20 protein-coding genes are annotated in these 21,582 nt (G+C 70.4%); 14 read left to right on the top strand and 6 right to left on the bottom strand.

Features of this window, described 5'->3' with window-relative positions; translation table 11 throughout:
• Positions 1–9 precede the first annotated feature (9 nt).
• Positions 10–447, bottom strand: a complete 438-nt coding sequence (locus tag ACWKZU_RS05765; protein ID WP_449281445.1) for a hotdog fold thioesterase — start codon at positions 445–447, stop codon at positions 10–12.
• Between the two features lie 69 nt (positions 448–516).
• Here ACWKZU_RS05765 and polA point away from each other — a divergent pair, with 69 nt between their 5' ends.
• Together polA and rpsA are read left to right on the top strand one after the other, a co-directional pair.
• Positions 517–3,135 (top strand): DNA polymerase I, encoded by a 2,619-nt coding sequence (gene polA, locus ACWKZU_RS05760; RefSeq protein ID WP_449281512.1) that lies wholly within the window; start codon positions 517–519, stop codon positions 3,133–3,135.
• A gap of 186 nt (positions 3,136–3,321) precedes the next feature.
• The gene (gene rpsA / locus ACWKZU_RS05755) at positions 3,322–4,767 is read left to right on the top strand and encodes a 30S ribosomal protein S1 (RefSeq protein ID WP_449281444.1); all 1,446 of its coding nucleotides are present in this window, start codon (positions 3,322–3,324) and stop codon (positions 4,765–4,767) included.
• Positions 4,768–4,889: 122 nt separating this feature from the next.
• Here the strand turns inward: rpsA and ACWKZU_RS05750 are convergent, their stop codons facing one another.
• Positions 4,890–5,501 (bottom strand): DUF4126 domain-containing protein, encoded by a 612-nt coding sequence (locus tag ACWKZU_RS05750; protein WP_449281443.1) that lies wholly within the window; start codon positions 5,499–5,501, stop codon positions 4,890–4,892.
• Positions 5,502–5,605: 104 nt separating this feature from the next.
• Here ACWKZU_RS05750 and coaE point away from each other — a divergent pair, with 104 nt between their 5' ends.
• On the top strand, positions 5,606–6,205 hold the full coding sequence (coaE, locus tag ACWKZU_RS05745; RefSeq protein WP_449281442.1) for a dephospho-CoA kinase: 600 nt from the start codon (positions 5,606–5,608) through the stop codon (positions 6,203–6,205).
• On the opposite strand, the gene ACWKZU_RS05740 is transcribed toward coaE, so the two are convergent.
• Positions 6,192–6,803 carry a vitamin K epoxide reductase family protein gene (locus tag ACWKZU_RS05740; protein WP_449281441.1) on the bottom strand — a complete coding sequence of 204 codons (612 nt, stop codon included), beginning with the start codon at positions 6,801–6,803 and terminating at the stop codon, positions 6,192–6,194. The two genes, coaE and ACWKZU_RS05740, sit on opposite strands and share 14 nt — an antisense overlap.
• Before the next feature lie 239 nt (positions 6,804–7,042).
• Between ACWKZU_RS05740 and ACWKZU_RS05735 the strand changes: the two genes are divergently transcribed.
• The 11 genes from ACWKZU_RS05735 to ACWKZU_RS05685 all read left to right on the top strand — a co-directional run bounded on the left by ACWKZU_RS05735 (position 7,043) and on the right by ACWKZU_RS05685 (position 17,833).
• Positions 7,043–9,553 (top strand): Rne/Rng family ribonuclease, encoded by a 2,511-nt coding sequence (locus ACWKZU_RS05735; RefSeq protein WP_449281440.1) that lies wholly within the window; start codon positions 7,043–7,045, stop codon positions 9,551–9,553.
• Positions 9,554–9,702: 149 nt separating this feature from the next.
• Positions 9,703–10,011, top strand: coding sequence for a 50S ribosomal protein L21 (gene rplU / locus ACWKZU_RS05730; protein ID WP_053383771.1), 309 nt, complete (start codon positions 9,703–9,705; stop codon positions 10,009–10,011).
• Between the two features lie 32 nt (positions 10,012–10,043).
• A complete protein-coding gene (gene rpmA, locus ACWKZU_RS05725) occupies positions 10,044–10,298 on the top strand; it encodes a 50S ribosomal protein L27 (protein ID WP_053383772.1) in 255 nt (84 codons plus the stop codon).
• Between the two features lie 81 nt (positions 10,299–10,379).
• Positions 10,380–11,885, top strand: a complete 1,506-nt coding sequence (gene obgE / locus ACWKZU_RS05720; RefSeq protein ID WP_449281439.1) for a GTPase ObgE — start codon at positions 10,380–10,382, stop codon at positions 11,883–11,885.
• Positions 11,882–12,682 (top strand): glutamate 5-kinase, encoded by an 801-nt coding sequence (gene proB / locus ACWKZU_RS05715; protein ID WP_449281438.1) that lies wholly within the window; start codon positions 11,882–11,884, stop codon positions 12,680–12,682. The genes obgE and proB overlap by 4 nt, the downstream gene beginning before the upstream one ends.
• A 5-nt stretch (positions 12,683–12,687) precedes the next feature.
• Positions 12,688–13,941 (top strand): glutamate-5-semialdehyde dehydrogenase, encoded by a 1,254-nt coding sequence (locus tag ACWKZU_RS05710; RefSeq protein WP_449281437.1) that lies wholly within the window; start codon positions 12,688–12,690, stop codon positions 13,939–13,941.
• 55 nt (positions 13,942–13,996) lie between these two features.
• Complete coding sequence (locus ACWKZU_RS05705; protein WP_449281436.1) at positions 13,997–14,209, top strand: hypothetical protein; 213 nt, start codon at positions 13,997–13,999, stop codon at positions 14,207–14,209.
• Between the two features lie 14 nt (positions 14,210–14,223).
• Positions 14,224–14,820 (top strand): nicotinate-nucleotide adenylyltransferase, encoded by a 597-nt coding sequence (gene nadD, locus ACWKZU_RS05700; RefSeq protein WP_449281435.1) that lies wholly within the window; start codon positions 14,224–14,226, stop codon positions 14,818–14,820.
• The gene (locus tag ACWKZU_RS05695; RefSeq protein WP_449281434.1) at positions 14,821–16,542 is read left to right on the top strand and encodes a hypothetical protein; all 1,722 of its coding nucleotides are present in this window, start codon (positions 14,821–14,823) and stop codon (positions 16,540–16,542) included. It begins immediately after the preceding gene.
• A gap of 69 nt (positions 16,543–16,611) precedes the next feature.
• Positions 16,612–17,007, top strand: a complete 396-nt coding sequence (gene rsfS / locus ACWKZU_RS05690) for a ribosome silencing factor (RefSeq protein WP_449281433.1) — start codon at positions 16,612–16,614, stop codon at positions 17,005–17,007.
• Positions 17,008–17,086: 79 nt separating this feature from the next.
• The gene (locus tag ACWKZU_RS05685; RefSeq protein WP_449281432.1) at positions 17,087–17,833 is read left to right on the top strand and encodes a PIG-L deacetylase family protein; all 747 of its coding nucleotides are present in this window, start codon (positions 17,087–17,089) and stop codon (positions 17,831–17,833) included.
• A gap of 63 nt (positions 17,834–17,896) precedes the next feature.
• On the opposite strand, the gene ACWKZU_RS05680 is transcribed toward ACWKZU_RS05685, so the two are convergent.
• The 3 genes from ACWKZU_RS05680 to ACWKZU_RS05670 are packed head-to-tail and all read right to left on the bottom strand — an operon-like array spanning position 17,897 to position 21,315.
• Positions 17,897–18,619, bottom strand: a complete 723-nt coding sequence (locus ACWKZU_RS05680; protein WP_449281431.1) for an SDR family oxidoreductase — start codon at positions 18,617–18,619, stop codon at positions 17,897–17,899.
• Entirely contained in the window at positions 18,619–20,550 is a 1,932-nt protein-coding gene (gene nhaA, locus ACWKZU_RS05675) for a Na+/H+ antiporter NhaA (RefSeq protein ID WP_449281430.1), read from the bottom strand. Before nhaA ends, ACWKZU_RS05680 begins: the two co-directional genes overlap by 1 nt.
• Positions 20,551–20,553: 3 nt before the next feature.
• Positions 20,554–21,315: an SDR family oxidoreductase gene (locus tag ACWKZU_RS05670; protein WP_449281429.1), complete on the bottom strand. Its 762-nt coding sequence runs from the start codon at positions 21,313–21,315 to the stop codon at positions 20,554–20,556.
• Positions 21,316–21,582 lie beyond the last annotated feature (267 nt).

Here is a 21,582-nt window from a genome sequence, read left to right as displayed (position 1 = left end):
TCCGTGCTCTCAGGAGATGCGCTTGTAGAAGTTCGTGATGCGCACCGTCGAGCAGCGGCGGCCCTGCTCGTCGCTGATGATGATCTCGTGCACGGCGACCGACCGCCCCAGCTTGATGGGGGTGCAGACTCCGGTGACGGTGCCCGACGTGGCGGAGCCCGTGTGCGTGGCGTTGATGTCGACGCCCACCCCGACGTGGCCCTCCGGGGCGACGAAGTTCGCGTGCATCGAGCCGAGCGTCTCGCCGAGCACCACGTAGGCGCCGCCGTGCAGCAGCCCGATCGGCTGCGTGTTGCCCTCGACCGGCATGGTGGCGACGGCGCGCTCGAGGGTGAACTCGGTCATCTCGATCCCCATCCGGTCGGCGAGGGCGCCGAGACCTCGCGCGCGGATGTAGTCCATGCCGCGGGCTGCTGAGTCGGTGAGCGGAGGCGTGGGGTCCGTCATGATGCGTGCTGGTTCCTTGTCCGTGGCGGCTTGTAGGCTTGGCGTGTGTCGAATCCTCAGCCTACCCTCATGATCATCGACGGCCACTCGCTGGCGTTCCGGGCGTTCTACGCGCTGCCCGTCGACAGCTTCCAGACCCAGACCGGCCAGCACACGAACGCGATCCACGGCTTCATCGCCATGCTCATCAACCTGCTCGGCAACGAGAGCCCCGACGCGCTCGCGGTGGCCTTCGACATCTCCCGCCACTCCTTCCGCACGGAGGAGTACCCGGAGTACAAGGGCACCCGCGGTGAGACGCCGCCCGAGTTCAAGGGGCAGGTGCCGCTGCTGCAGGAGGCGCTGCACGCCATGGGCATCCGCACGCTCGAGAAGGAGAACTTCGAGGCGGACGACATCCTCGCGACACTCGCGACCCGCGGCGCCGATGCCGGCTACCGGGTGCTGGTGGTGAGCGGGGACCGGGACACCATCCAGCTGGTCGACGAGCGCATCACGCTGCTCTACCCCTCGAAGCAGGGGGTGAGCGAGCTCACCCGCTACGACACCGCGAAGGTGCTGGAGCGCTACGGGATCCGGCCCGAGCAGTATCCGGAGATCGCCGCCCTCGTCGGGGAGACGAGCGACAACCTGCCCGGCATCCCCCGCGTGGGCGAGAAGACCGCGGTGAAGTGGATCACTCAGTTCGGGTCTCTGGAGGAGATCCTCCGCAGGCAGGACGAGATCGGCGGCAAGGTCGGGGAGAGCCTGCGCGAGAACGCGCACCTCGCCGAGCGCAACCGCCGGCTGAACCGGCTCGTGCGCGACGTCGATCTCGACGTGACGCTCGACGAGCTGAAGCGCGGCGAGATCGACATGGCCGCCGTGCAGCAGGTCTTCGCGAAGCTCGAGTTCCGCACACTGCTGCAGCGCGTCGGCAAGCTCGCCGGCGCCGAGGTGCCGTCGGGCGGAGCGACCTCGGCCTCCCTCGTGCCGGAGCGGCCGGAGGCGAAGAACCTCATCGACGAGGAGCTCGGCGACTGGCTGGACAAGGCGGAGGGCCCGGCCGTGCTGATCCGCGAGAGCGAGGCCGGATTCGAGGTGGGCGTCTCGACCCCCGATTCGTCGGTGCTGTTCCACTGGCAGCCGGGCGGACGCGACTACGCCCTCTTCGAGCGGTGGCTCGCGTCGCCGGCCCCGAAGGTGTTCTTCGACTCCAAGCAGCAGATCGCGGCCGCGCACCGCGCGGGGGCGAGCATCGGCGGCATCGCCGGAGACCTGCTGCTCGCGGCCTGGCTGCTGCGCCCCGCGACGGCCGAGAAGAGCATCGCGGAGGCGGCGTTCCGGTTCCTCGGCGAGCAGGTGCCCGAGGGCGACCCGAACCAGCTCGTGCCGGACGAGGGCAGCGTGGCCGATACGGCGACGCTCGCCTGGTACGTGGTGCGTTCCCACGCCGCGGCGGTGGAGCGATTCCAGTCGCGCACGATCGAGATCTACCGCGACATCGAGCTGCCCCTCGTGCCGGTGCTCGCCGCGCTCGAGGAGCGCGGGGTGCAGATCGACCTCCCGCTGCTCGAGGCCCACAACGCGGAGCTCAAGGCGCGCGTCGCCGAGCTCGAGCAGCAGGCGTTCGCGGCGATCGGGCGCGAGGTCAACCTCTCGTCGCCGAAGCAGCTGCAGGAGGTGCTCTTCGACGAGCTCGACATGCCGAAGACGCGCAAGACGAAGAGCGGCTACACGACCGACGCCGCGGCGCTCGCCGATTTGCAGGCGAAGAATCCGCACCCCTTCCTCGACGCGCTGCTCGCGCATCGCGACGCGAACAAGCTGCGTCAGATGGTCGAGACGCTCATCAAGGCCGTGCAGGAGGACGGCCGGATCCACACGACCTTCGTGCAGACCGGTGCCAGCACCGGCAGGCTCGCCTCGACCGATCCGAACCTGCAGAACATCCCGGTGCGCTCCGAGGAGGGGCGCCGCATCCGCGAGGGCTTCATCCACGCGCCCGACTACGAGACCCTCATGACGGCCGACTACTCGCAGATCGAGATGCGCATCATGGCGCACCTCTCCGGCGACGCGGGGCTCATCCAGGCGTTCAACGCGGGTGAGGATCTGCACCGCTTCGTCGGCGCGCGCATCTTCGGAGTGCCGCCCACGGAGGTCACGAACGAGATGCGCGCCAAGGTGAAGGCCATGTCGTACGGGCTCGCGTACGGCCTGTCGGCCTTCGGCCTCTCGAAGCAGCTCGGCATCACCGGCGCCGAGGCGAAGCAGCTCATGGTCGACTACTTCGAGCGCTTCGGCGGGGTGCGGGACTACCTGCGCTCCGTCGTTGATCAGGCCAAGCGCGACACCTTCACCGAGACCATCTTCGGCCGTCGCCGGCCGTTCCCGGACCTGGCCAGCCCGAACCGGATCCTGCGCGAGAACGCCGAGCGGGCCGCGCTCAACTCGCCGATCCAGGGCTCGGCCGCCGACATCATCAAGCGTGCGATGATCCAGGTCGAGCGCCGCATGCGCGAGGCCGACCTGCGCTCGCGGATGCTGCTGCAGATCCACGACGAGCTCATGTTCGAGGTCGCCGAGGGGGAGTGGGACACACTCGAGGCGATCGTGCGCGAGGAGATGGCAGGCGCCGCCGAGCTGTCTGTTCCGCTCGAGGTGCAGGTGGGGCGCGGCGCGAACTGGAACGCCGCCGCCCACTGAGTTCCGTGCCGCACGATCCCGGGCGTGTCGGCGCTTGTCGGCAGCGCGGGGCCGGGGTAAGCTTGAGTGTCACATCTGTGGCGACTCAACCATGTCCAAATGTGGACGCGCCTCGCGGATCGTCGGATCCGGCCGGTTGTCCGGTGCGCGCTCACCTGATTCCTGTCCATTCTGGAGACAAATTTCATGACGAACGCAACGACCGAGAGCAAGCAGGTCGCGATCAACGACATCGGCTCGGCCGACGACTTCCTTGCAGCGGTCGAATCGACCCTGAAGTTCTTCAACGACGGAGACCTCATCGAGGGCACCGTGGTGAAGATCGACCGCGACGAGGTGCTCCTCGACGTGGGTTACAAGACCGAGGGTGTCATCCCCTCGCGCGAGCTGTCCATCAAGCACGACGTGAACCCCGATGAGGTCGTTCAGGTCGGCGATCCCGTCGAGGCGCTCGTGCTCCAGAAGGAGGACAAGGAAGGTCGCCTCATCCTGTCCAAGAAGCGCGCGCAGTACGAGCGCGCGTGGGGCGACGTGGAGCGCATCAAGGAGAACGAGGGTGTCGTCACCGGCACCGTCATCGAGGTCGTCAAGGGCGGCCTGATCGTCGACATCGGGCTCCGCGGCTTCCTCCCCGCCTCGCTCATCGAGCTGCGCCGCGTGCGCGACCTGACCCCGTACCTGGGCCAGGAGATCGAGGCCAAGATCCTCGAGCTGGACAAGAACCGCAACAACGTGGTGCTCTCGCGTCGCGCGCTCCTCGAGGAGACGCAGTCGGCGACCCGCTCCTCGTTCCTCGCCGAGCTCAAGCCCGGCCAGGTGCGCAAGGGCGTCATCTCGTCGATCGTCAACTTCGGCGCGTTCGTCGACCTGGGCGGCGTGGACGGCCTCGTGCACGTCTCCGAGCTGTCGTGGAAGCACATCGAGCACGCCTCCGACGTGGTCGAGGTCGGCCAGGAGGTCACCGTCGAGGTGCTCTCCGTCGAGCTGGACCGCGAGCGCGTCTCGCTGTCGCTCAAGGCGACCCAGGAGGACCCGTGGCAGGTCTTCGCCCGCACCCACGCGATCGGCCAGATCGCCCCGGGCGTCGTCACCAAGCTCGTGCCCTTCGGCGCCTTCGTGCGCGTGGCGGACGGCATCGAGGGCCTCGTGCACATCTCGGAGCTGTCGGGTCAGCACGTCGAGCTCGCCGAGCAGGTCGTGCAGGCCGGCCAGGAGGTCTTCGTCAAGATCATCGACATCGATCTCGATCGTCGTCGCATCTCGCTCAGCCTCAAGCAGGCCAACGAGGGCGTGGACCCCGAGGGTACCGAGTTCGATCCGGCGCTCTACGGCATGACGACCGAGTACGACGAGAACGGCGAGTACAAGTACCCCGAGGGCTTCGATCCCGAGACCCAGGAGTGGAAGGAAGGCTTCGAGGCCCAGCGCGAGAAGTGGGAGCAGGAGTACGCTGCGGCCCAGGATCGCTGGGAGGCCCACAAGAAGCAGGTCGCCGCTTCGCTCAACGAGGTCGTCGCGGCCCCGGCTGCGGACAACTCCTCGTCGAGCTTCTCGAGCGACTCGGCCTCGACCGGCGCTCTCGCCGACGACGCCGCGCTCGCGGCGCTGAAGGCGCAGCTCGAGGGCAACTGAGCCCGTTCGCCCGTGCATCGGACGAGTGTCCGATGCACGGGCGAGTGCCCGACCGAAGGCCCGGCTCCCGCTTTGCGGGGCCGGGCCTTCGGCGTTGCCCGGGAGCGGCCCGGCGGGGACCGCTAGCCGACGGTCGCGGCGTCGTCTCGCCGGGCGGCGCGCGCGGCGAGGACCCTCCTGAGCCGGCGGATCAGCACGACGACCACGGTGACGAGCAGCGCGAGCGCCAGCACGGGCACCACGACCGCGAGGATCGTCAGCGCCACCGCGCCCAGATCCTCCAGCGTGCTCGACACGGCCGCACCCGCGCCCGCCGTGAGCGTGTTGATCACGGGCCTCGCCAGCGCCTTCAGCGCGTGCGGCACGAGGGCGATCAGCACGCCCAGCACGAACGGCCAGAACTGCGCCGAGGCCACGAACTCCGCGGGGTCCGCCACCGCGAAGGTGCCGCTCGAGGATCCGGCCGAGAACACGATGCCGCCCGACGCGGGTCTCACGACGGTCTGCAGCACGTCGTTCACGCTGTCGAGAGCGGGGAACTTGTCGACCAGCACCTCGACGAGCAGCAGCACGCCGAGCACGCCGAGCGCCCACTCGTTCTCGAGCCAGGCCCACGCCGCGGGCAGCTGCACCAGATCGGTGAATCGCGACAGCAGGCCGAGGCCGAGCAGCGGGATGTAGGCGTTGAGGCCCGCCGACGCCGCGAGCGTCATGCCGGTGATGATTTCGAGCATGAGCACCTCCTGTCACCAGCCTATGCTCCCTGGGTAGGGTAGCTCCTATGAAACCGGCCGGGTCTCCCGGCCGCGTTTCCGCAGATACGGGGAGGATGAGATCTGTGAAACTGATCGGGCTGACGGGCGGGATCGCCTCGGGGAAGTCCACCATCGGGCGACGCCTGGAGCAGTTGGGAGCGGTGCGCGTCGACGCGGACGAGCTGGCGCGAGAGGCCGTCGCCCCGGGATCGCCCGGTCTGGCGCGTGTGCTCGACCGCTTCGGGCGCGGACTGCGGCGCGCCGACGGCACGCTGGACCGCGCGGCGCTGGGGGCTATCGTGTTCGGCGACGCCGAGGCGCTCGCGGCGCTGAACGGCATCGTGCATCCGGAGGTGCGTCGGCTGTTCGACGCCCGCGCGGAGGCGGCCCGGGAGCGGGACCCGGGCGCCGTGGTGGTCTACGAGGTGCCGCTGCTCGTCGAGGCGGCGCGTGATCAGGGCTGGGATCTGGTGGTGACGGCCGAGGCCCCCGCCGAGCAGCGTGTCGAGCGCATGGTCGAACTGCGGGGGATGAGCGAGAGCGACGCGCGCAGCCGGATCGGCAATCAGGCGAGCGACGCCGAGCGGCGCGCGGTCGCGGATGTGGTCATCGACACGTCGGGGACCCGGGCCGAGACCCTCGCGCAGGTCGACGCCCTGTGGCGCCGCATCACATCCGGCTGAACTCGGAGAGCCAGTCGAGCTGCAGCTGGGCGATGAATGCGATGGCCAGGTAGCAGAACAGCACGATGACCCAGGTCCAGGAGTAGAGGCGCTGGAAGACGGATCGTGCCGACTGGCTCAGTGCGACGTCGCCGACGGCGTAGGGGCGGAAGAACGACACCCACCACAGCGGGATCATGACGCTCCAGACCACCATGCACCAGGGGCAGAGCGTGCCGAGCACAAAGACGCTCTGCGAGAACAGCCAGCAGATGAAGACAAAGCCGCCCAGCAGCCCGATCTGGTACAGCGACCAGAACCAGCGGGAGAACCGTGCGCCGGCGAGCAGCGCGACGCCGACGGCGATGGGCGCGACGAAGGCGGAGACGCCGATGATCGTGTTGCTGAACCCGAACAGGGAACCCTGCCAGGAGCCCATGTTGGGGCCGCAGGTGACGAGGATGCTGACGTTGCAGTTGGGCACGTAGTCGGAGTTCGTCAGCGTCTTGATGTACTCCGTGAGCAGCTCGAACGAGGCGAACCAGCCGATCGCTCCCGCGACGATGGAGAAGACGGCGAAAGCGGTCGGTCGCGAGGGCGAACGGAGTTCAGAAGTCATGGCCCGATCCTACTCACGGTGTCTTCGAGCAACCCGTGACATAATGGAGTGCGGCGCGAGTGGCCGAGAAGGCATCTCGCGCGCACAGTCTTTTGGGGGCCGGAAGGTCGCCACCGGTCGAGGACCGACCGAGCGCGGGTGATCGCATCCGCGGAGAACAGGATTCGCGGATCATTCCGCATACATACGAGGTTCCCGGGGAGAACTCGCTTCGCTCCGGGTAAGAGGAGACACCAGGAATGGTGAAGAGCACAACAGAAGACCACTACGAAGACGCCACCGGGGCAGCCGACGCTGCCGAGGTGGACGGGGGAGCGCCCGACGAGGCCGCTGCGGCGGACGCGACCGCGACCGGGGCCCGCGCGGCGGACGCCGTGACGGCCGCGGATGCGCCGGCCGAGGCCGCGGAGCCGGCTCCTGAGGAGCCGATTGCCGCGGAGCCTGCCGCGGAACCCGAGGCCTCGACAGCCGTCCCGTTCGCGGAGATGAGCCCGGAGGAGCGCTTCCGCGCGACCACGCGCCTGATGTTCCTCGCGCCGGATGTGCCGCCGGTGCAGCCCCGGCCCCGCCGCGGCGACTGGCGCTTCGGCGATCCCCGCCAGGGCGAGCAGCGGCAGGGCGATCCGCGTCTCGGCGAGCAGCGTCTCGGCGATCCGCGCCGTGGCGAGTCCCGCGGCGGTGAGCTGCGGCAGCTCGACGAGCTGCTCGACCAGCAGTTCTCGCGCGACGAGGACTCGGGCGAGCGGGAGTCGGGATCGCGGCGCACGCGCCGCCGCTCGGGCGGTGGCGAGGGCTCGTCGGACGACGATGCGCCCCGGCGCCAGCCGCGCCAGGCGCCGGTGATCACGGAGCCCCAGAAGGTGAAGGGCTCGACCCGTCTCGAGGCGAAGAAGCAGCGCCGCCGCGACGGCCGCGATTCCGGTCGCCGCCGCATGGTGATCACGGAGTCGGAGTTCCTGGCCCGCCGCGAGGCGGTCGATCGCGAGATGATCGTGCGGACGACGGCTGATCGCGTGCAGATCGGCGTGCTCGAGGACAAGGTGCTCGTGGAGCACTACGTGGCGCGGTCGAGCGAGTCGTCGCTCATCGGCAACGTCTACCTGGGCCGCGTGCAGAACGTGCTGCCGAGCATGGAGGCGGCATTCGTCGATATCGGGCGCGGGCGCAACGCCGTGCTGTACTCGGGCGAGGTCGACTGGTCCGAGTTCGAGGGCGGCAACGCCGCGCGCAAGATCGAGAACGCGCTGAAGCCCGGCGATCAGGTGCTGGTGCAGGTCACCAAGGATCCCGTCGGGCACAAGGGCGCCCGGCTCACGAGCCAGATCTCGCTTCCCGGCCGCTTCCTGGTCTACGTGCCGGGGGGAGCCATGAACGGGATCTCCCGCAAGCTGCCCGACACCGAGCGCGCGCGACTGAAGAAGATCCTCAAGGAGGTGCTGCCCACCGGTGCGGGCGTCATCGTGCGCACCGCGGCGGAGGGGGCCAGCGAGGATCAGCTCACCCATGACGTGCAGCGGCTCACGCGGCAGTGGGAGTCGATCCAGAAACGGGTCGAGAAGGGCGGCGGCCCCGTGCTGCTCCACTCGGAGCCCGACATGCTCATCAAGATCGTGCGAGACGTCTTCAACGAGGACTTCCACCGGCTGCTGATCGCCGGTGACGAGACCTACGACACGATCGAGCACTACCTCTCGCAGGTGGCGCCCGACCTGCTGCAGCGCGTGGAGCGTCACGACAGCGGTCGCGACATCTTCGACGAATACCGCATCACCGAGCAGATCGCCAAGGCGCTCGACCGCAAGGTGTGGCTGCCCTCGGGCGGCTCGCTGGTCATCGACCGCACCGAGGCGATGACGGTGATCGACGTCAACACGGGCAAGTTCGTCGGGTCCGGCGGCAATCTCGAGGAGACGGTCACCAAGAACAACCTGGAGGCCGCCGAGGAGATCGTGCGCCAGCTGCGCCTGCGCGACATCGGCGGCATCATCGTGGTCGACTTCATCGACATGGTGCTCGAGTCGAACCGGGATCTTGTGCTGCGGAGACTGATCGAGTGCCTCAGCCGCGATCGCACCAAGCACCAGGTGGCGGAGGTGACCTCGCTCGGCCTCGTGCAGATGACCCGGAAGAAGCTCGGCCTGGGCCTCCTCGAGTCGTTCAGCGAGCCCTGCGAGGTGTGCGCCGGGCGCGGGATCATCGTGCACCACGAGCCCGTGACCAAGCACCGCAGCGAGGGCTCCTCCCGCGGCGCCAAGCGCGGCAAGGGCGCGCAGCCCCAGCACGACTCCAAGGCGCAGACCCACTCCATCACCGACGGTGCGAAGAACATGCTCGCCCAGGTGGCGGCGTCGACGATCCAGGGGGCGAAGTCCTCCGAGCCCGACGCCGGCGCGGAGACCCCGGCCGGCGCGCCGGCGGTCGGCGGACGGGTCCGCTCCCGGCGGGCCGAGGAGCGCACGGAGACCGCGGCTGAGCCGCAGGCCGAACCGCAGCCGCAGGCCGCGCTGGGCTCCCTGCTCGACTCGGTGCTCGAGGCGCTGCCCGAGGCGCCCGCCACGGGCAACGGCCGTTCGCGCAGCCGACGGGTCTCCACGGCCCCGATCCGGGGCGGCGCCGAGCAGTCGCAGGAGCGCGCGGCGAGCCGCGCGGCCGTCTCCGAGGACACCGCCGAAGTGGCGAAGCGGGCTCAGCTGGCACTCGCGCAAGCGCTGGAGGAGACGGCTCGCCGTCGCGAGGCGGAGCGCGAGTGACACGCGGGAACGCCCATTTGACCATACTCGGTGATTCACGATATTATTGAGCGTTGGTGCCACCCTCGTGGGTGGTGAACACCTCAGACTTCGAAGGCGGCGGGGCCGCACTTCGACACGAAAGACGATCCTCAAGAAAAGGGTGACAAGTGGTTTACGCAGTAGTGCGCGCAAGCGGCCGGCAGGAGAAGGTCGAGGTCGGTTCGATCCTCACCGTCAATCGTGTGGCGGGTGACGCCAAGGGCAAGCTGGAGCTTCCCGCGGTGCTGCTCGTCGACGGCGACAAGGTGACCACCGACGCCGCGGCCCTGGCCAAGGTGAAGGTGACCGCCGAGGTGCTCAACGATCTCCGCGGCCCGAAGATCGTGATCCAGCGCTACAAGAACAAGACCGGTTACAAGAGCCGCCAGGGTCACCGTCAGGACCTGACCCGCATCAAGGTCACCGGCATCAAGTAACCCTTTTCGGATCACTGAAGGAGTAGAGACTCATGGCACATAAGAAGGGCGCCAGCTCCACCCGCAACGGTCGCGACTCGAACGCGCAGCGCCTCGGCGTGAAGCGCTTCGGCGGCCAGCAGGTCAACGCAGGCGAGATCATCGTGCGTCAGCGCGGAACCCACTTCCACCCCGGCGCCAATGTGGGCCGCGGCGGCGACGACACGCTGTTCGCGCTGTCGGCGGGAGCGGTCGAGTTCGGTGTGAAGGGCGGCCGCAAGGTCGTCAACATCGTGGCTGCTGCGTAACACTCGGCATCAACGGCGAGGCGGGCTTCGGCTCGCCTTTTGCCGTATCCGGACGAAAAACACTTCGAGGAGACGCACCGCATGGTGACATTCGTGGATCAGGTGCAGGTGCACCTGCAGGCGGGACGCGGCGGCAACGGCTGCGTGTCGATCCGGCGCGAGAAGTTCAAGCCGCTCGCCGGCCCCGACGGGGGCGCGGGCGGGCACGGGGGCGACATCGTGATCCTCGCCGATCCGCAGGTCACCACCCTGCTCGAGTACCATCGCCGGCCCCACCGCAGCGCCGAGAACGGCGGGTACGGCGCCGGCGACTACCGCTCGGGCACGAACGGTCCCGAGCTGGTGCTGCCGGTGCCGGTGGGCACGGTCGTGAAGGACGAGACGGGGGAGACCCTCGTCGATCTCACGGAGCCGGGCACGCGCTTCCTCGCGGCGAAGGGCGGCCTCGGCGGCCTCGGCAACCACGCGCTCGCCAGCTCGAAGCGCAAGGCGCCGGGCTTCGCGCTGCTCGGCACCGAGGGGTGGAGCGGCACGCTCACCCTCGAGCTGAAGACGATCGCCGACGTGGCGTTCGTCGGTTATCCCTCGGCCGGCAAGTCGAGCCTCATCGCCGCGATGAGCGCGGCGAAGCCGAAGATCGCCGACTACCCCTTCACCACGCTGCACCCCAATCTGGGAGTCGTGCAGGTCGCAGACCACCGCTTCACCGTGGCCGATGTGCCGGGCCTCATCGAGGGCGCCAGCGAGGGCAAAGGCCTCGGACTCGACTTCCTGCGCCACGTCGAGCGCTGCAGCGCGCTGCTGCACGTGCTCGACTGCGCCACGCTCGAGCCCGGACGAGACCCGCTCTCGGACCTCGAGGTGATCCGCGGCGAGCTCGCGGCCTATCCGGTGCCGGAGGGGCAGACGCCCCTGCTCGAGCGGCCGCAGCTCATCGCGCTCAACAAGATCGACGTGCCCGAGGCGCGCGAGCTGGCGGATTTCGTGCGCCCCGACCTCGAGGCGCGGGGATACCGCGTGTTCGAGATCTCCACGGTGTCGCACGAGGGGCTGCGCGAGCTGGGCTTCGCCCTCGCCGAGCTGGTGGAGGAGGCGCGGGCGCGCGAGCTCGCCGAGACGACGGACCATCCCCGCATCGTGCTGCAGCCCAAGGCCGTCGACGACGGCGGATTCCGCGTGGTGCCGGAAGGCGGCAGCTACGGCACGATCTACCGGATCCTCGGTGCGAAGCCCGAGCGCTGGGTGGAGCAGACGGACTTCACGAACGACGAGGCGGTGGGTTACCTGGCCGATCGCCTGCAGAAGCTCGGGGTCGAGGACGCGCTGGTGAAGGCCGGTGCCACCGCCGGATCGACCGTGGTGATCGGGCCGGGCTCGGGTGTGGTCTTCGACTGGGAGCCGACGGTCACGAGCGCGGCCGAGGTGCAGATGGGCGCCCGCGGCACCGATCTGCGCGTCGAGCAGAACGAGCGCCGCACCAACAAGGATCGCCGCGCCACCTACCACGAGCGCATGGACGCGAAGGCGGAGGCGCGCGCCGAGCTGGAGCGCGAGCGCGAGGCCGGACTGTGGGGAGACGAGTCTTGAGCGAGGGCTCGAGCGCCGGGAGCATCGGCGCGGAGCTGCTCGCGGCGCGGCGCGTCGTGGTGAAGGTCGGCTCCTCGTCGGTCAGCGGCGACAACGCAGGGCAGATCCCGACCCTCGTGTCCTGCCTCGCGCGTCTCGCGGAGGCCGGCGCCGAGGTGATCCTCGTCTCGAGCGGCGCCATCGCCACGGGCGTGCCCTTCCTGCGCCTCGACGAGCGGCCCGACGACCTCGCCACGCAGCAGGCGGCGGCGGCGGTGGGCCAGAACATCCTGGTCAACCGCTACCAGCGCGCCCTGAGCAGCCACGAGATCATCGCGGGCCAGGTGCTGCTCACCGCGCACGACATCGAGAACCCCACCCACCGCGGCAACGCGCGGCGCGCCATCGAGCGCCTGCTGCAGCTGGGGATCCTCCCCATCATCAACGAGAACGACACGGTGGCCACCCACGAGATCCGCTTCGGCGACAACGACCGGCTCGCAGCGCTCGTCGCGCGGCTGATCGGAGCCGATCGCCTCGTGCTGCTCTCGGACGTCGACGCGCTCTACACCGCGCCGCCCGTGATCGCGGGCGCCGAGCGCATCGCGCACGTGCCCTACGGCGATCCGCTCGAGGGGATCGAGATCGGGGAGGCGCAGTCGGGCTGGGGCACCGGCGGGGCGGCCACCAAGGTGCAGGCGGCGCGGCTGGCGGCCGACGCGGGCGCCGCGGTGCTGCTGACGGAGACCAAGCTGCTCTCCGCGGTGCTCGACGGCGCCGACCACGGCACGCGGTTCGACCCCGCACCGGTAGGCTAGATCCCATGTCGCACACCGATCCCCTCCTCGTCAGGCTCGAGCTCGCCCGCGCTGCGTCGAAGCGGCTCGCGACCGTCACCACCACGCAGAAGAACGCCGCCCTCGAGGCCATCGCGGCGGCGCTCGAGGACGGCGTCGACGAGGTCGTCGAGGCGAACGCGAAGGACCTCGCCCGCGGCGCCGAGAACGGCATCGGCGAGGGGCTGCTGGATCGTCTGCGCCTCGACGAGGCCCGCCTGCAGGGTCTCGCGGCCGCCGTGCGCGAGGTCATCGCCCTGCCCGATCCCGTGGGGCAGGTGGTGCGCGGTTCGACGCTCGCCAACGGCATCGCGATCAGCCAGGTGCGCGTGCCGTTCGGCGTGGTCGGCGCGATCTACGAGGCGCGCCCCAATGTGACCGTCGACATCGCGGCGCTGGCGCTGAAGAGCGGCAACGGCGCCGTGCTGCGCGGCGGCAGCGCGGCCGAGCACTCGAACCGGGTGCTGGTCTCGCTGATCCAGCGCGCCATCTCGAGCGTCGGGCTCGACGGCGACGCGGTGCAGACCATCGACGAGTTCGGACGCGAGGGGGCCGCGCGCCTCATGCGCGCCCGCGGCTACATCGACGTGCTCATCCCCCGGGGCAGTGCCGGCCTCATCTCCACGGTCGTGCAGGAGTCCACGGTGCCGGTGATCGAGACGGGGTCCGGGATCGTGCACGTGTACGTCGACGCCACCGCCGACGAGGAGATGGCGGTGGCGGTCGTCAAGAACGCGAAGACCCACCGCCCGAGCGTGTGCAACGCGGCCGAAACCCTGCTCGTGCACCGCGACGCCGCCGAGCGCATGCTGCCGCGCCTGGCGGGAGAGCTCATCGGCGCGGGCGTCGAACTGAGCGGCGACGATGCGACGCGCTCCTCGGTGGAGGGTGTGCTCGCCGCCGACGAGCAGACCTGGGCGACCGAGCACCACTCGCTCGAGATGGGCGTGCGGGTGGTCGGGTCGCTCGACGAGGCGCTCGCGCACATCGAGCGCTACTCGACGCGCCACACGGAGGCGATCGTCACGCAGGACTACGCGAACGCCGAGCGCTTCCTCGCGGAGGTGGACTCCGCGGTGGTGATGGTGAACGCCTCCACGCGCTTCACCGACGGAGGGGAGTTCGGCTTCGGCGCGGAGGTGGGGATCTCCACGCAGAAGCTGCACGCCCGCGGCCCCATGGGCCTGCCCGAGCTCACGAGCACCAAGTGGCTCGTGCGCGGCGCTGGCCAGATCCGCTGATCAAACCCACTACACTGGTACTGTCTTTCCATCCGTCACGAATGCAGGGGTCTCAATGTCACTTCTCGCCACGATCGCCGTCGCCGCCGAAGAGGGGCACCACGTCGTCAACGAGCTGCCCTTCCCGGCCCCGGTCTTCGGCGTGATCACCTTCGTGGCCTTCACCGCGCTCGCGATCGTCACCTTCGCGTTCCGCGACGTCGCCAACCGTCACGCGGCCAAGGCCGAGGCCTACGCCCGCGAGCACGGCGCCGACGCGCACCACTAGGACACGACCGGACGGTGACAGCACAGCGTCGCATCGGGGTGATGGGCGGCACCTTCGATCCCATCCATCACGGTCACCTGGTCGCGGCGAGCGAGGTCGCCCAGAGCTTCGACCTCGACGAGGTCATCTTCGTGCCCACCGGGCGGCCGTGGCAGAAGCAGCACGTCTCTCCCAGCGAGCACCGCTACCTCATGACCGTCATCGCGACGGCGTCGAACCCGCGCTTCACGGTGAGCCGCGTCGACGTGGATCGCGAGGGCCCGACCTACACGGTCGACCCGCTCCGCGATCTGCGCGAGCAGCTGCCCGACGCCGAACTGTTCTTCATCTCGGGGGCCGACGCGGTCGAGCAGATCGTGAGCTGGAAGGACGTCGACCAGCTGTGGGAGCTGGCGCACTTCATCGCCGTGACGCGCCCCGGACACGAGCTGTCGCTTTCTGGTTTATCTGACGAACACGTAAGCTTGTTAGAGGTTCCCGCCCTGGCGATCTCGTCGACGGACTGCCGCGCGCGGGTGGGCCGGGGGTATCCGGTGTGGTATCTCGTGCCGGACGGTGTGGTGCAGTACATTGCGAAGCACGGGTTGTACACCGAGGAAGCGACAGAGTAAATGAGTGAGCAGGACGAACAACGACCGCTGACCCGGCGCGAGCGCCGGCTGCGGGAGATGGCCGAGACCGGCGCGCTGGACATCTCGGAGGCGTCGGAGGCAACGGAGCCGCCGGCCGATCCGGAGCCCGCAGCGGCGCCGTCCGAGGCCGACGCCGAGATCGAGATCTCTCCCTTCAACGAGGACGGCACTCCCCGCAGCCGCCGCGAGATGCGGCAGCTGCGCGAGCAGGCGCTCGCGGAGCGCGCGGCGCAAGCGGAGTCCGCGGCGGTCGCGGAGGAGTCCGAGGCCGATGCTGCGGACGTGGGGCCTCGGGCGGACGAGACGACCGAGGCCGACGATGCGTCCGTGACGGTCGAGACCGCCGCGGCGGCCGAGGCGCCCGCGGAAGAGGCCGCTGAGGCTGAGGTTGAGCCTGAAGTTGAGACGCAGTCTGAAGTTGAGGCTGAGGTTGAGACGCAGGTCGAGGTCGTGCGTGCAAGCGAGACGCCGGTCGAGGCCGAGGGCGAGGCCGAACCGGCTCCCGAGGCGGCGGAATCGGAGCCCGATGTCGAGCCCATTGCTGAGGCGGAGCCGGAGCCGGAGGCGGTGGAATCGGAGCCGGAGGCCGCCGCGGAGGCGGCGCCCGAGCCCGCTGCGGAGCCCGTCGCCCCCGAGGCCGGGGTCGCCCCGCCGGCGGACGAGCCCGACTTCGACTCGCTGATCGCGCCCCCGACCGAGCCCTTCACCGTTGCGGAGCTGCGCGAGGCCGAGCAGCCGAGCACCGACGCGGAGGCCGATGGGGCGGCGGATGAGGAGCCGCCCGCCGACGAGACCCCCGAGGCGCCCTCGAAGCCCAAGCGCCGTTTCTGGCAGCGCAACAAGGACGCCGGCGAGCCGGAGGCCCCCGAGTCCGTGACCGCCGAGGCGACCGCGGCGGACATCGATCCCGACGCCGCGGATCCCGCGGCCGCGGCCGATGAGGAGGCCCCTGAGGAGGCCGCCGTCGAGCCGGTCGACGAAGCCCCCGTCGAGGTCGAGCCGGTGGTCACCGCCGTCATCCCGGAGGTCTTCGATCGCGATGCCGTCGCGGAGAGAGCTGCAGAGCCCGAGGCTCCGGAAGCGCCTGCGACCCCGGAGGCCGCGGAGAACGCACAGCCGGGGGAGAGTCCCGAGCAGAAGACGAGCTACTCGTTCCCGGACATCGCGCCCCCGGAGGAGTGGCGCTCGGTGTTCGACGACCCCAGCGCGCGCGTCGTCCCGGATCAGGCGGGCAAGCCCGCCGACGGGGACTTCGACGAGCTCATCTCGCGTGCAGTCGCCCAGGAGGGTTCGACCGGGGGCACCGGCGGTGCCGCACTGATCCTCCCGTCGATGCCCGAGGACACCGGCGGCCTGACCGGCCCGCTCGGCGGCACCGGCGAGCTCTACGTGACCGGGTCGCTCAAGCTGCCCAAGTCGCTGGGCGAGACCGGTGGGCACGCCGCGCTGCACGACTCGATCGAGATGGATCCCATCACCGGGGTCGAGGCCGACGAGACCCAGACCACGGGGCAGGGCCCCGCGCCGGTGTCCGCGCGTCACGCGGTGAGCGCGCGCGCCGCTTCGGGGATGCCCGTGGTCGCGAAGCCGGCGAAGGAGCGCAGCAAGCTCCCGCTGGTGCTCTCGCTCACGGGCGGCGGCCTGCTGATCGCGGTCATCGCGCTGGGTGCGTGGGGCGCGAGCAACGGCCTGTTCGGATAGCGCTCGCGGTGAACACGTACGAATGCGGGCCGCGGTCCGATGATTGGAAGAACGGAACTGGAAGCTGAAGTGACTCAGAATCGCGATGTGCTGACCGACCTCGGGATCGCGGTGCGCGCGGCTGACGAGAAGGGCGCGACCGGGCCGGTCGCGCTGCGGGTGTCCGAGCAGTTCGGTCTCGCCGACGTGTTCCTCATCGTGAGCGGCAGCGTCGAGCGCAACGTGCAGGCCATCTCCGACGGTGTCGAGGACGCGCTCAACACGGCCGGCGTGCGCACGGTGCGCCGCGAGGGCCGTGAGAGCGGCCGCTGGGTGCTGCTCGACTTCGGCGACCTGATCGTGCACGTCTTCCACCAGGAGGAGCGCGACTTCTACCAGCTCGAGAAGCTGTGGCAGGACTGCCCCCTCATCGACCTGGCCTCTCTCCCCGAGGACGAGGCGCCGGCGGCCCCGGCGGTCGACTGACCGCAGCCCGCCCGTCCCGCCCGCCCCTCGTGCCGGGCGACCCGAGCGGGATCCGCGGAGCGGGCGTAGGCTGGGGCCCATGAACGCTCCCGGTGGATCCACGCCCCTCGAACCGCTCGACGACTCCGCGTTCCGGCGGGTCCTCGTGGTGGTCGCGCATCCCGACGACCCCGAGTACGGCACCTCCGCCGCGGCGGCCGAGTGGACCTCGCGGGGGATCGAGGTGGGGTATCTGCTGCTCACCTCGGGCGAGGCGGGCATGCAGCGTCCGCCGGAGGAGGCGGGTCCGCTGCGCGCCGAGGAGCAGCGGCGCGCCTGCGAGGCCGTGGGCGTGCGCCACCTCACGATCCTCGACTTCCCGGACGGCATGCTGGAGTACGGGCTCGAGCTCCGGCGCGCCATCGCCCGCGAGATCCGGCGCTTCCGGCCCGACGTCGTGATCAGCGGCTCCGGGGAGCTGCTCGTGCCGTGGGGCATCGATCACGCCGATCACCGCGCGGCCGGTCTCGCCGCGGTCGACGCGGTGCGCGACGCCGACAACCGATGGGTGTTCCCGGAACTGCTGCGGGACGAGGACCTCGGGCCGTGGGGCGCGACCTGGCTGCTGCTGACGGGCTCCCGGCCCACCGGCTACGTCGAGATCGGCGACGACGCCGAGCGTCGCGCGATCGCCTCGCTCGCCGCGCACGAGGCCTATCTCGCGGACCTGCCGTGGCATCCGGCTCCCGAGGTCGCGATCCCCGACATGCTGCGGGGACAGGGAGAGGCCGCGGGGGTGCCGCGTGCCGTGGCCTTCGCAGTGCACCCGCTCCGGGCTCCCGAGTAGCCGGCGGAGCGCCGGGGTTCCACCGCCCCGCCGTGCAGCCGCCCCGCCGCGCCGTCGCCCCGCCTATGCCCAGCCCTGGGCGGTCGCCACGAGCGTGATCTCGTCCACGACCGTGCCCGCGGGCTGCCGCAGGATGCAGGCGATGACCGTCGCGTAGTCCTCGGGAAGCATGTGCCCGTCCTCGGGTCCGCCGCGGTCCGCGCCGGTCTCCCCGGTCCGGTCGCGCAGACCGGCCCGCGCGTATCCCGTGGAGAGATGCGCCGTTCGAACGCCCCGGGGGCCGAGTTCGGCCCGCAGATGCGAGGCGAACGCGCGGGTCGCAGCGGAGCCGGTGCCGAAGACGGTGGCGCCGCGGAAACCGGATTCGTCGGGGACGGAGCCGAGGACGATCACGTCGGCGGCACCGGAGAGATCCGCCTCGAGCTCCAGCGCGGGGAGGAGGCCGTGCACGAGCCTGATGGTGGCGATGAGGTTCGTCCGGATGAGAAGATCCCAGGCGAGCGCCGGGGTGTCCTCGAACGCGGCGATCGTGGTGAGGCCGGCGCTCGCGATGATGCCGGACAGCCGCGGCTGGTCGGCGACGATTCGCGCGATCAGGGATTCCATGGCGGCGGTGTCGGTCAGATCGACCCGCAGCACGGTCGGGCCTCGCACCGCGAGATCCGCGGGGATCTCCGAACGATCGATCACGATGAGCCGCGCGCCGTGATCCAGCAGGAGGTGCGCCGTGGCGAGTCCGATGCCCGCCGCTCCGCCGGTGAGCACGTAGGTCCTGCCGGCGAGCATCAGACCGTCTCCTCGACCGGACTCTGCTCCGAGCCGCGAGGCTCCGCGCCGCGAGGCTCCGCGCCCTGAGGCTCTGCGCGGTCCGCAGGAGCGGAACGGGCGGCTCGCGAGGGCTCGCGTCCGGGGAGGGTCGCCTCGAGCTCGGCGATGAGCGCCGAGGCCTCGAGCGGTCCGGAGTAGACGAGGCCGTTCACGAAGAACGTGGGGCGACGCGTCAGCCCGAGCGTCTCCGCGTCGAGGTAGTCCTCGGAGACCCGGCCGCGCCACTCGTTGCGGCGGAGGTCGGCCTCGAGACGGGAGAGGTTGGCACCGACGTTGACCGCTGCCCGCAGGATCTGCCGGTCGTCGAGCGGGTCGTGCTCGCTCATGCGATTCAGCTCGCTGCGCATCGTCCAGAAGAGCGCCGGCGACTGCGCGGCGACCGCCTCCAGCGCCTCCGGCGTCTGCTCGGGCGTGCCGTCGCCCTCCGGCCTGAGATGGCGGAAGACGAAGACGAGACCGCCCTCGTAGTGGTCCCGCACCTGGGTCACGACGTCCTCGGCCGGGAGATCGTCGAGCGCGCCGAACGTTCCGTATTCGACGAGGGAGTACCGGGCGCCCGGCGAACCGAGCAGGTGATCGCGTCGCGGATCGATCGGGCGGGAGAGCTCGGCCCGGACCGGGGCGCGGGCGGCGTCGTAGCGCGCGGTGAGCAGCAGAGCACCGGATCCCAGCAGGGCCGCGAGGAGCGAGCCGGCGATGACCCCGATCCTGGCGTCCGACTGCGCACCGGGATCTTCGATCGCCAGGTCGACGATGAACAGGGAGATGGTGAACCCGATCCCGGTGAGCAGCGCTCCGGACGCGATGTGCCGCGTCCGCAGCGCGGCCGGAAGCTCGCCGAGTCGCAGCAGACGGGCGAAGACCGGGGCGAGCATCACGCCGAGGAACTTCCCCGCGATGAGGCTGATGACGATGCCCCAGGTGAGGGTGGAGGTGAAGGCGTGATGCAGGGACTCGCCGGTGATCAGCACTCCCGCGTTCGCGAGCGCGAACACGGGGACGACGGCGAAGGTGACGGTGCGGGCCAGGCTGAGCTGGAACCGGTCGTTCACGGAGACCGAGCTGAGGATCCCCTCGGCGGCCGCCTTCCCCTTGGCGGCGTTCGGAGAGCGCCGGAAGCGCTGGGTGAGCTCCTCGGTGCGGCTGACGCTCTCCCGTTGCGGGGGGAAGACGGGCAGCAGCAGCGCGAGTACGACACCGGCGATCGTCGCGTGCACTCCGGACTGGAGCACCGCGAGCCAGAGGAGGAGCCCGAGCGCGATGTAGACGCCGCCGCGCCAGACCCGGCGGCGCTGCGCCGCGAACACGATCGCGCCGATCCCGAGCGCGACGGCGGCCCAGGCTGGGTCGAGCGATTCCGTGTACACGAACGCGATCACGAGCAGCGCCCCGATGTCATCGACCACCGCGAGCGCGAGCAGGAACACCCGCAGCTGCGCCGGGACCCGCGGTCCGAACGCGGCGAGGATGCCGAGGACGAACGCGGTGTCCGTCGAGATGACGACGCCCCAGGCGCCGATGTGCTCCCCGCCGAGGTTGATGAGCGCGAAGATCAGAGCCGGCAGGACCAGTCCCAGGACGGCGGCGAGGAGCGGCAGGCTCGCGTGCCGCCAGTTGCGCAGCTCGCCGAGTGCGAAGTCCTTCTTCACCTCGAGGCTGACGAGGAAGAAGAACAGTGCCATGAGGCCGTCGTTCACCCAGTGCTGCAGGCTCATCTCCACACGCGCATCTCCCGCGTTGACGCCGATGCCGGTGTGCCAGAAGGCCTCGTAGCTCTTGTGCGCGAGATTCGCCCACAGGAGCGCCGCGCCGGTGGCGAGCAGCAGCACGACCGCTCCCGAGGACTGCGAGGCGAGGAATCGCCGTGCACCGGTGCTGAGCGGCCGCATCGTTCACCCTCCCGCGGTCCGGATCGTGACCTCGGCGAGGTTCACACGGCGGGGCAGAGCGGCCATGAAGCTCACGAGTGCGGCGGTTCGCTCCGGCCCGGCCGATTCGCCGTCCCAGACGCGGATCCCGGTGCCGGGGCCGCGGGCCTCGGGGTCGTGCGGATCGGGCCCACCCGTCGCCTCGATGAACTGCGGCGCGACATGGTGCACCCGCACGCCCTGCGGTCCGAGTTCGGCGCGCAGGTGCTGGGAGAGCTGCTCGATCGCCGCGGCGAGCGACGAGAACACGGCGTAGGACTGGGAACGCCGGAGGCCGGGGGCCGACCCGATCAGCACGAGGTCCGCGGATCGGCCCGCAGATCCCGCGGCGAGCAGGCCGTCCATGAAGGTCTGCACGGTGTGCAGCGCTCCCTGCATGTTCGTGCGGATCATCGCGTTCCACTCGGCCGGCACGGCGGCGCGGAACGGCGCGGTGCGGAGGATCCCCGCGGCCACCACCAGGAGATCGGGATCGCGCCCGAAGCGATCCCGGATGGTGTTGCGCGTCTCGACGAGGTCGAAGGGTTCGGTGACGTCGGCCCGGACGCTCGTCGTCAGGCCCGGTGCTCCGAGCGCGTGCTCGAGGCGCTCGAGGTGTCGTGCGTTGCGGGCGAGCAGGGCGGTGCGGATCCCGTCGCCGACGAGGCGACGGGCGACGGCCGATCCGATCACCCCGGTGGCCCCGGTGACGAGCGCGGTGCGCTCCGCATGTTCTTCCAGCGACATCGCCTCTCCCGCCCTCGTCGAATCGGCCTGTCGATCTCAGTGTAGGAAGGGCGTGTTACGGCACGACGGCGCCGGGGTTTCGGGTCGTCGTCCGGGCGGAGCCGCGTGCGCACGCAAAAAAGAATCCCGCTCCGGAGAGCGGGATTCTCGTGGTGGACGCAATGGAACGCTGCGGGAACAGGCGACGGCGGGTCGAGAGGCTGGTTTCCGCGTGGAATCAAGGCACTCTCGGGGATGCCGACCTCGCCGGGGAGCCGGACGACCCAC

The organism is Leucobacter sp. (assembly GCF_053528595.1).
The sequence above is the reverse complement of the archived record's forward strand: the minus strand, read 5'-3'. Positions and strand labels throughout refer to the sequence as shown.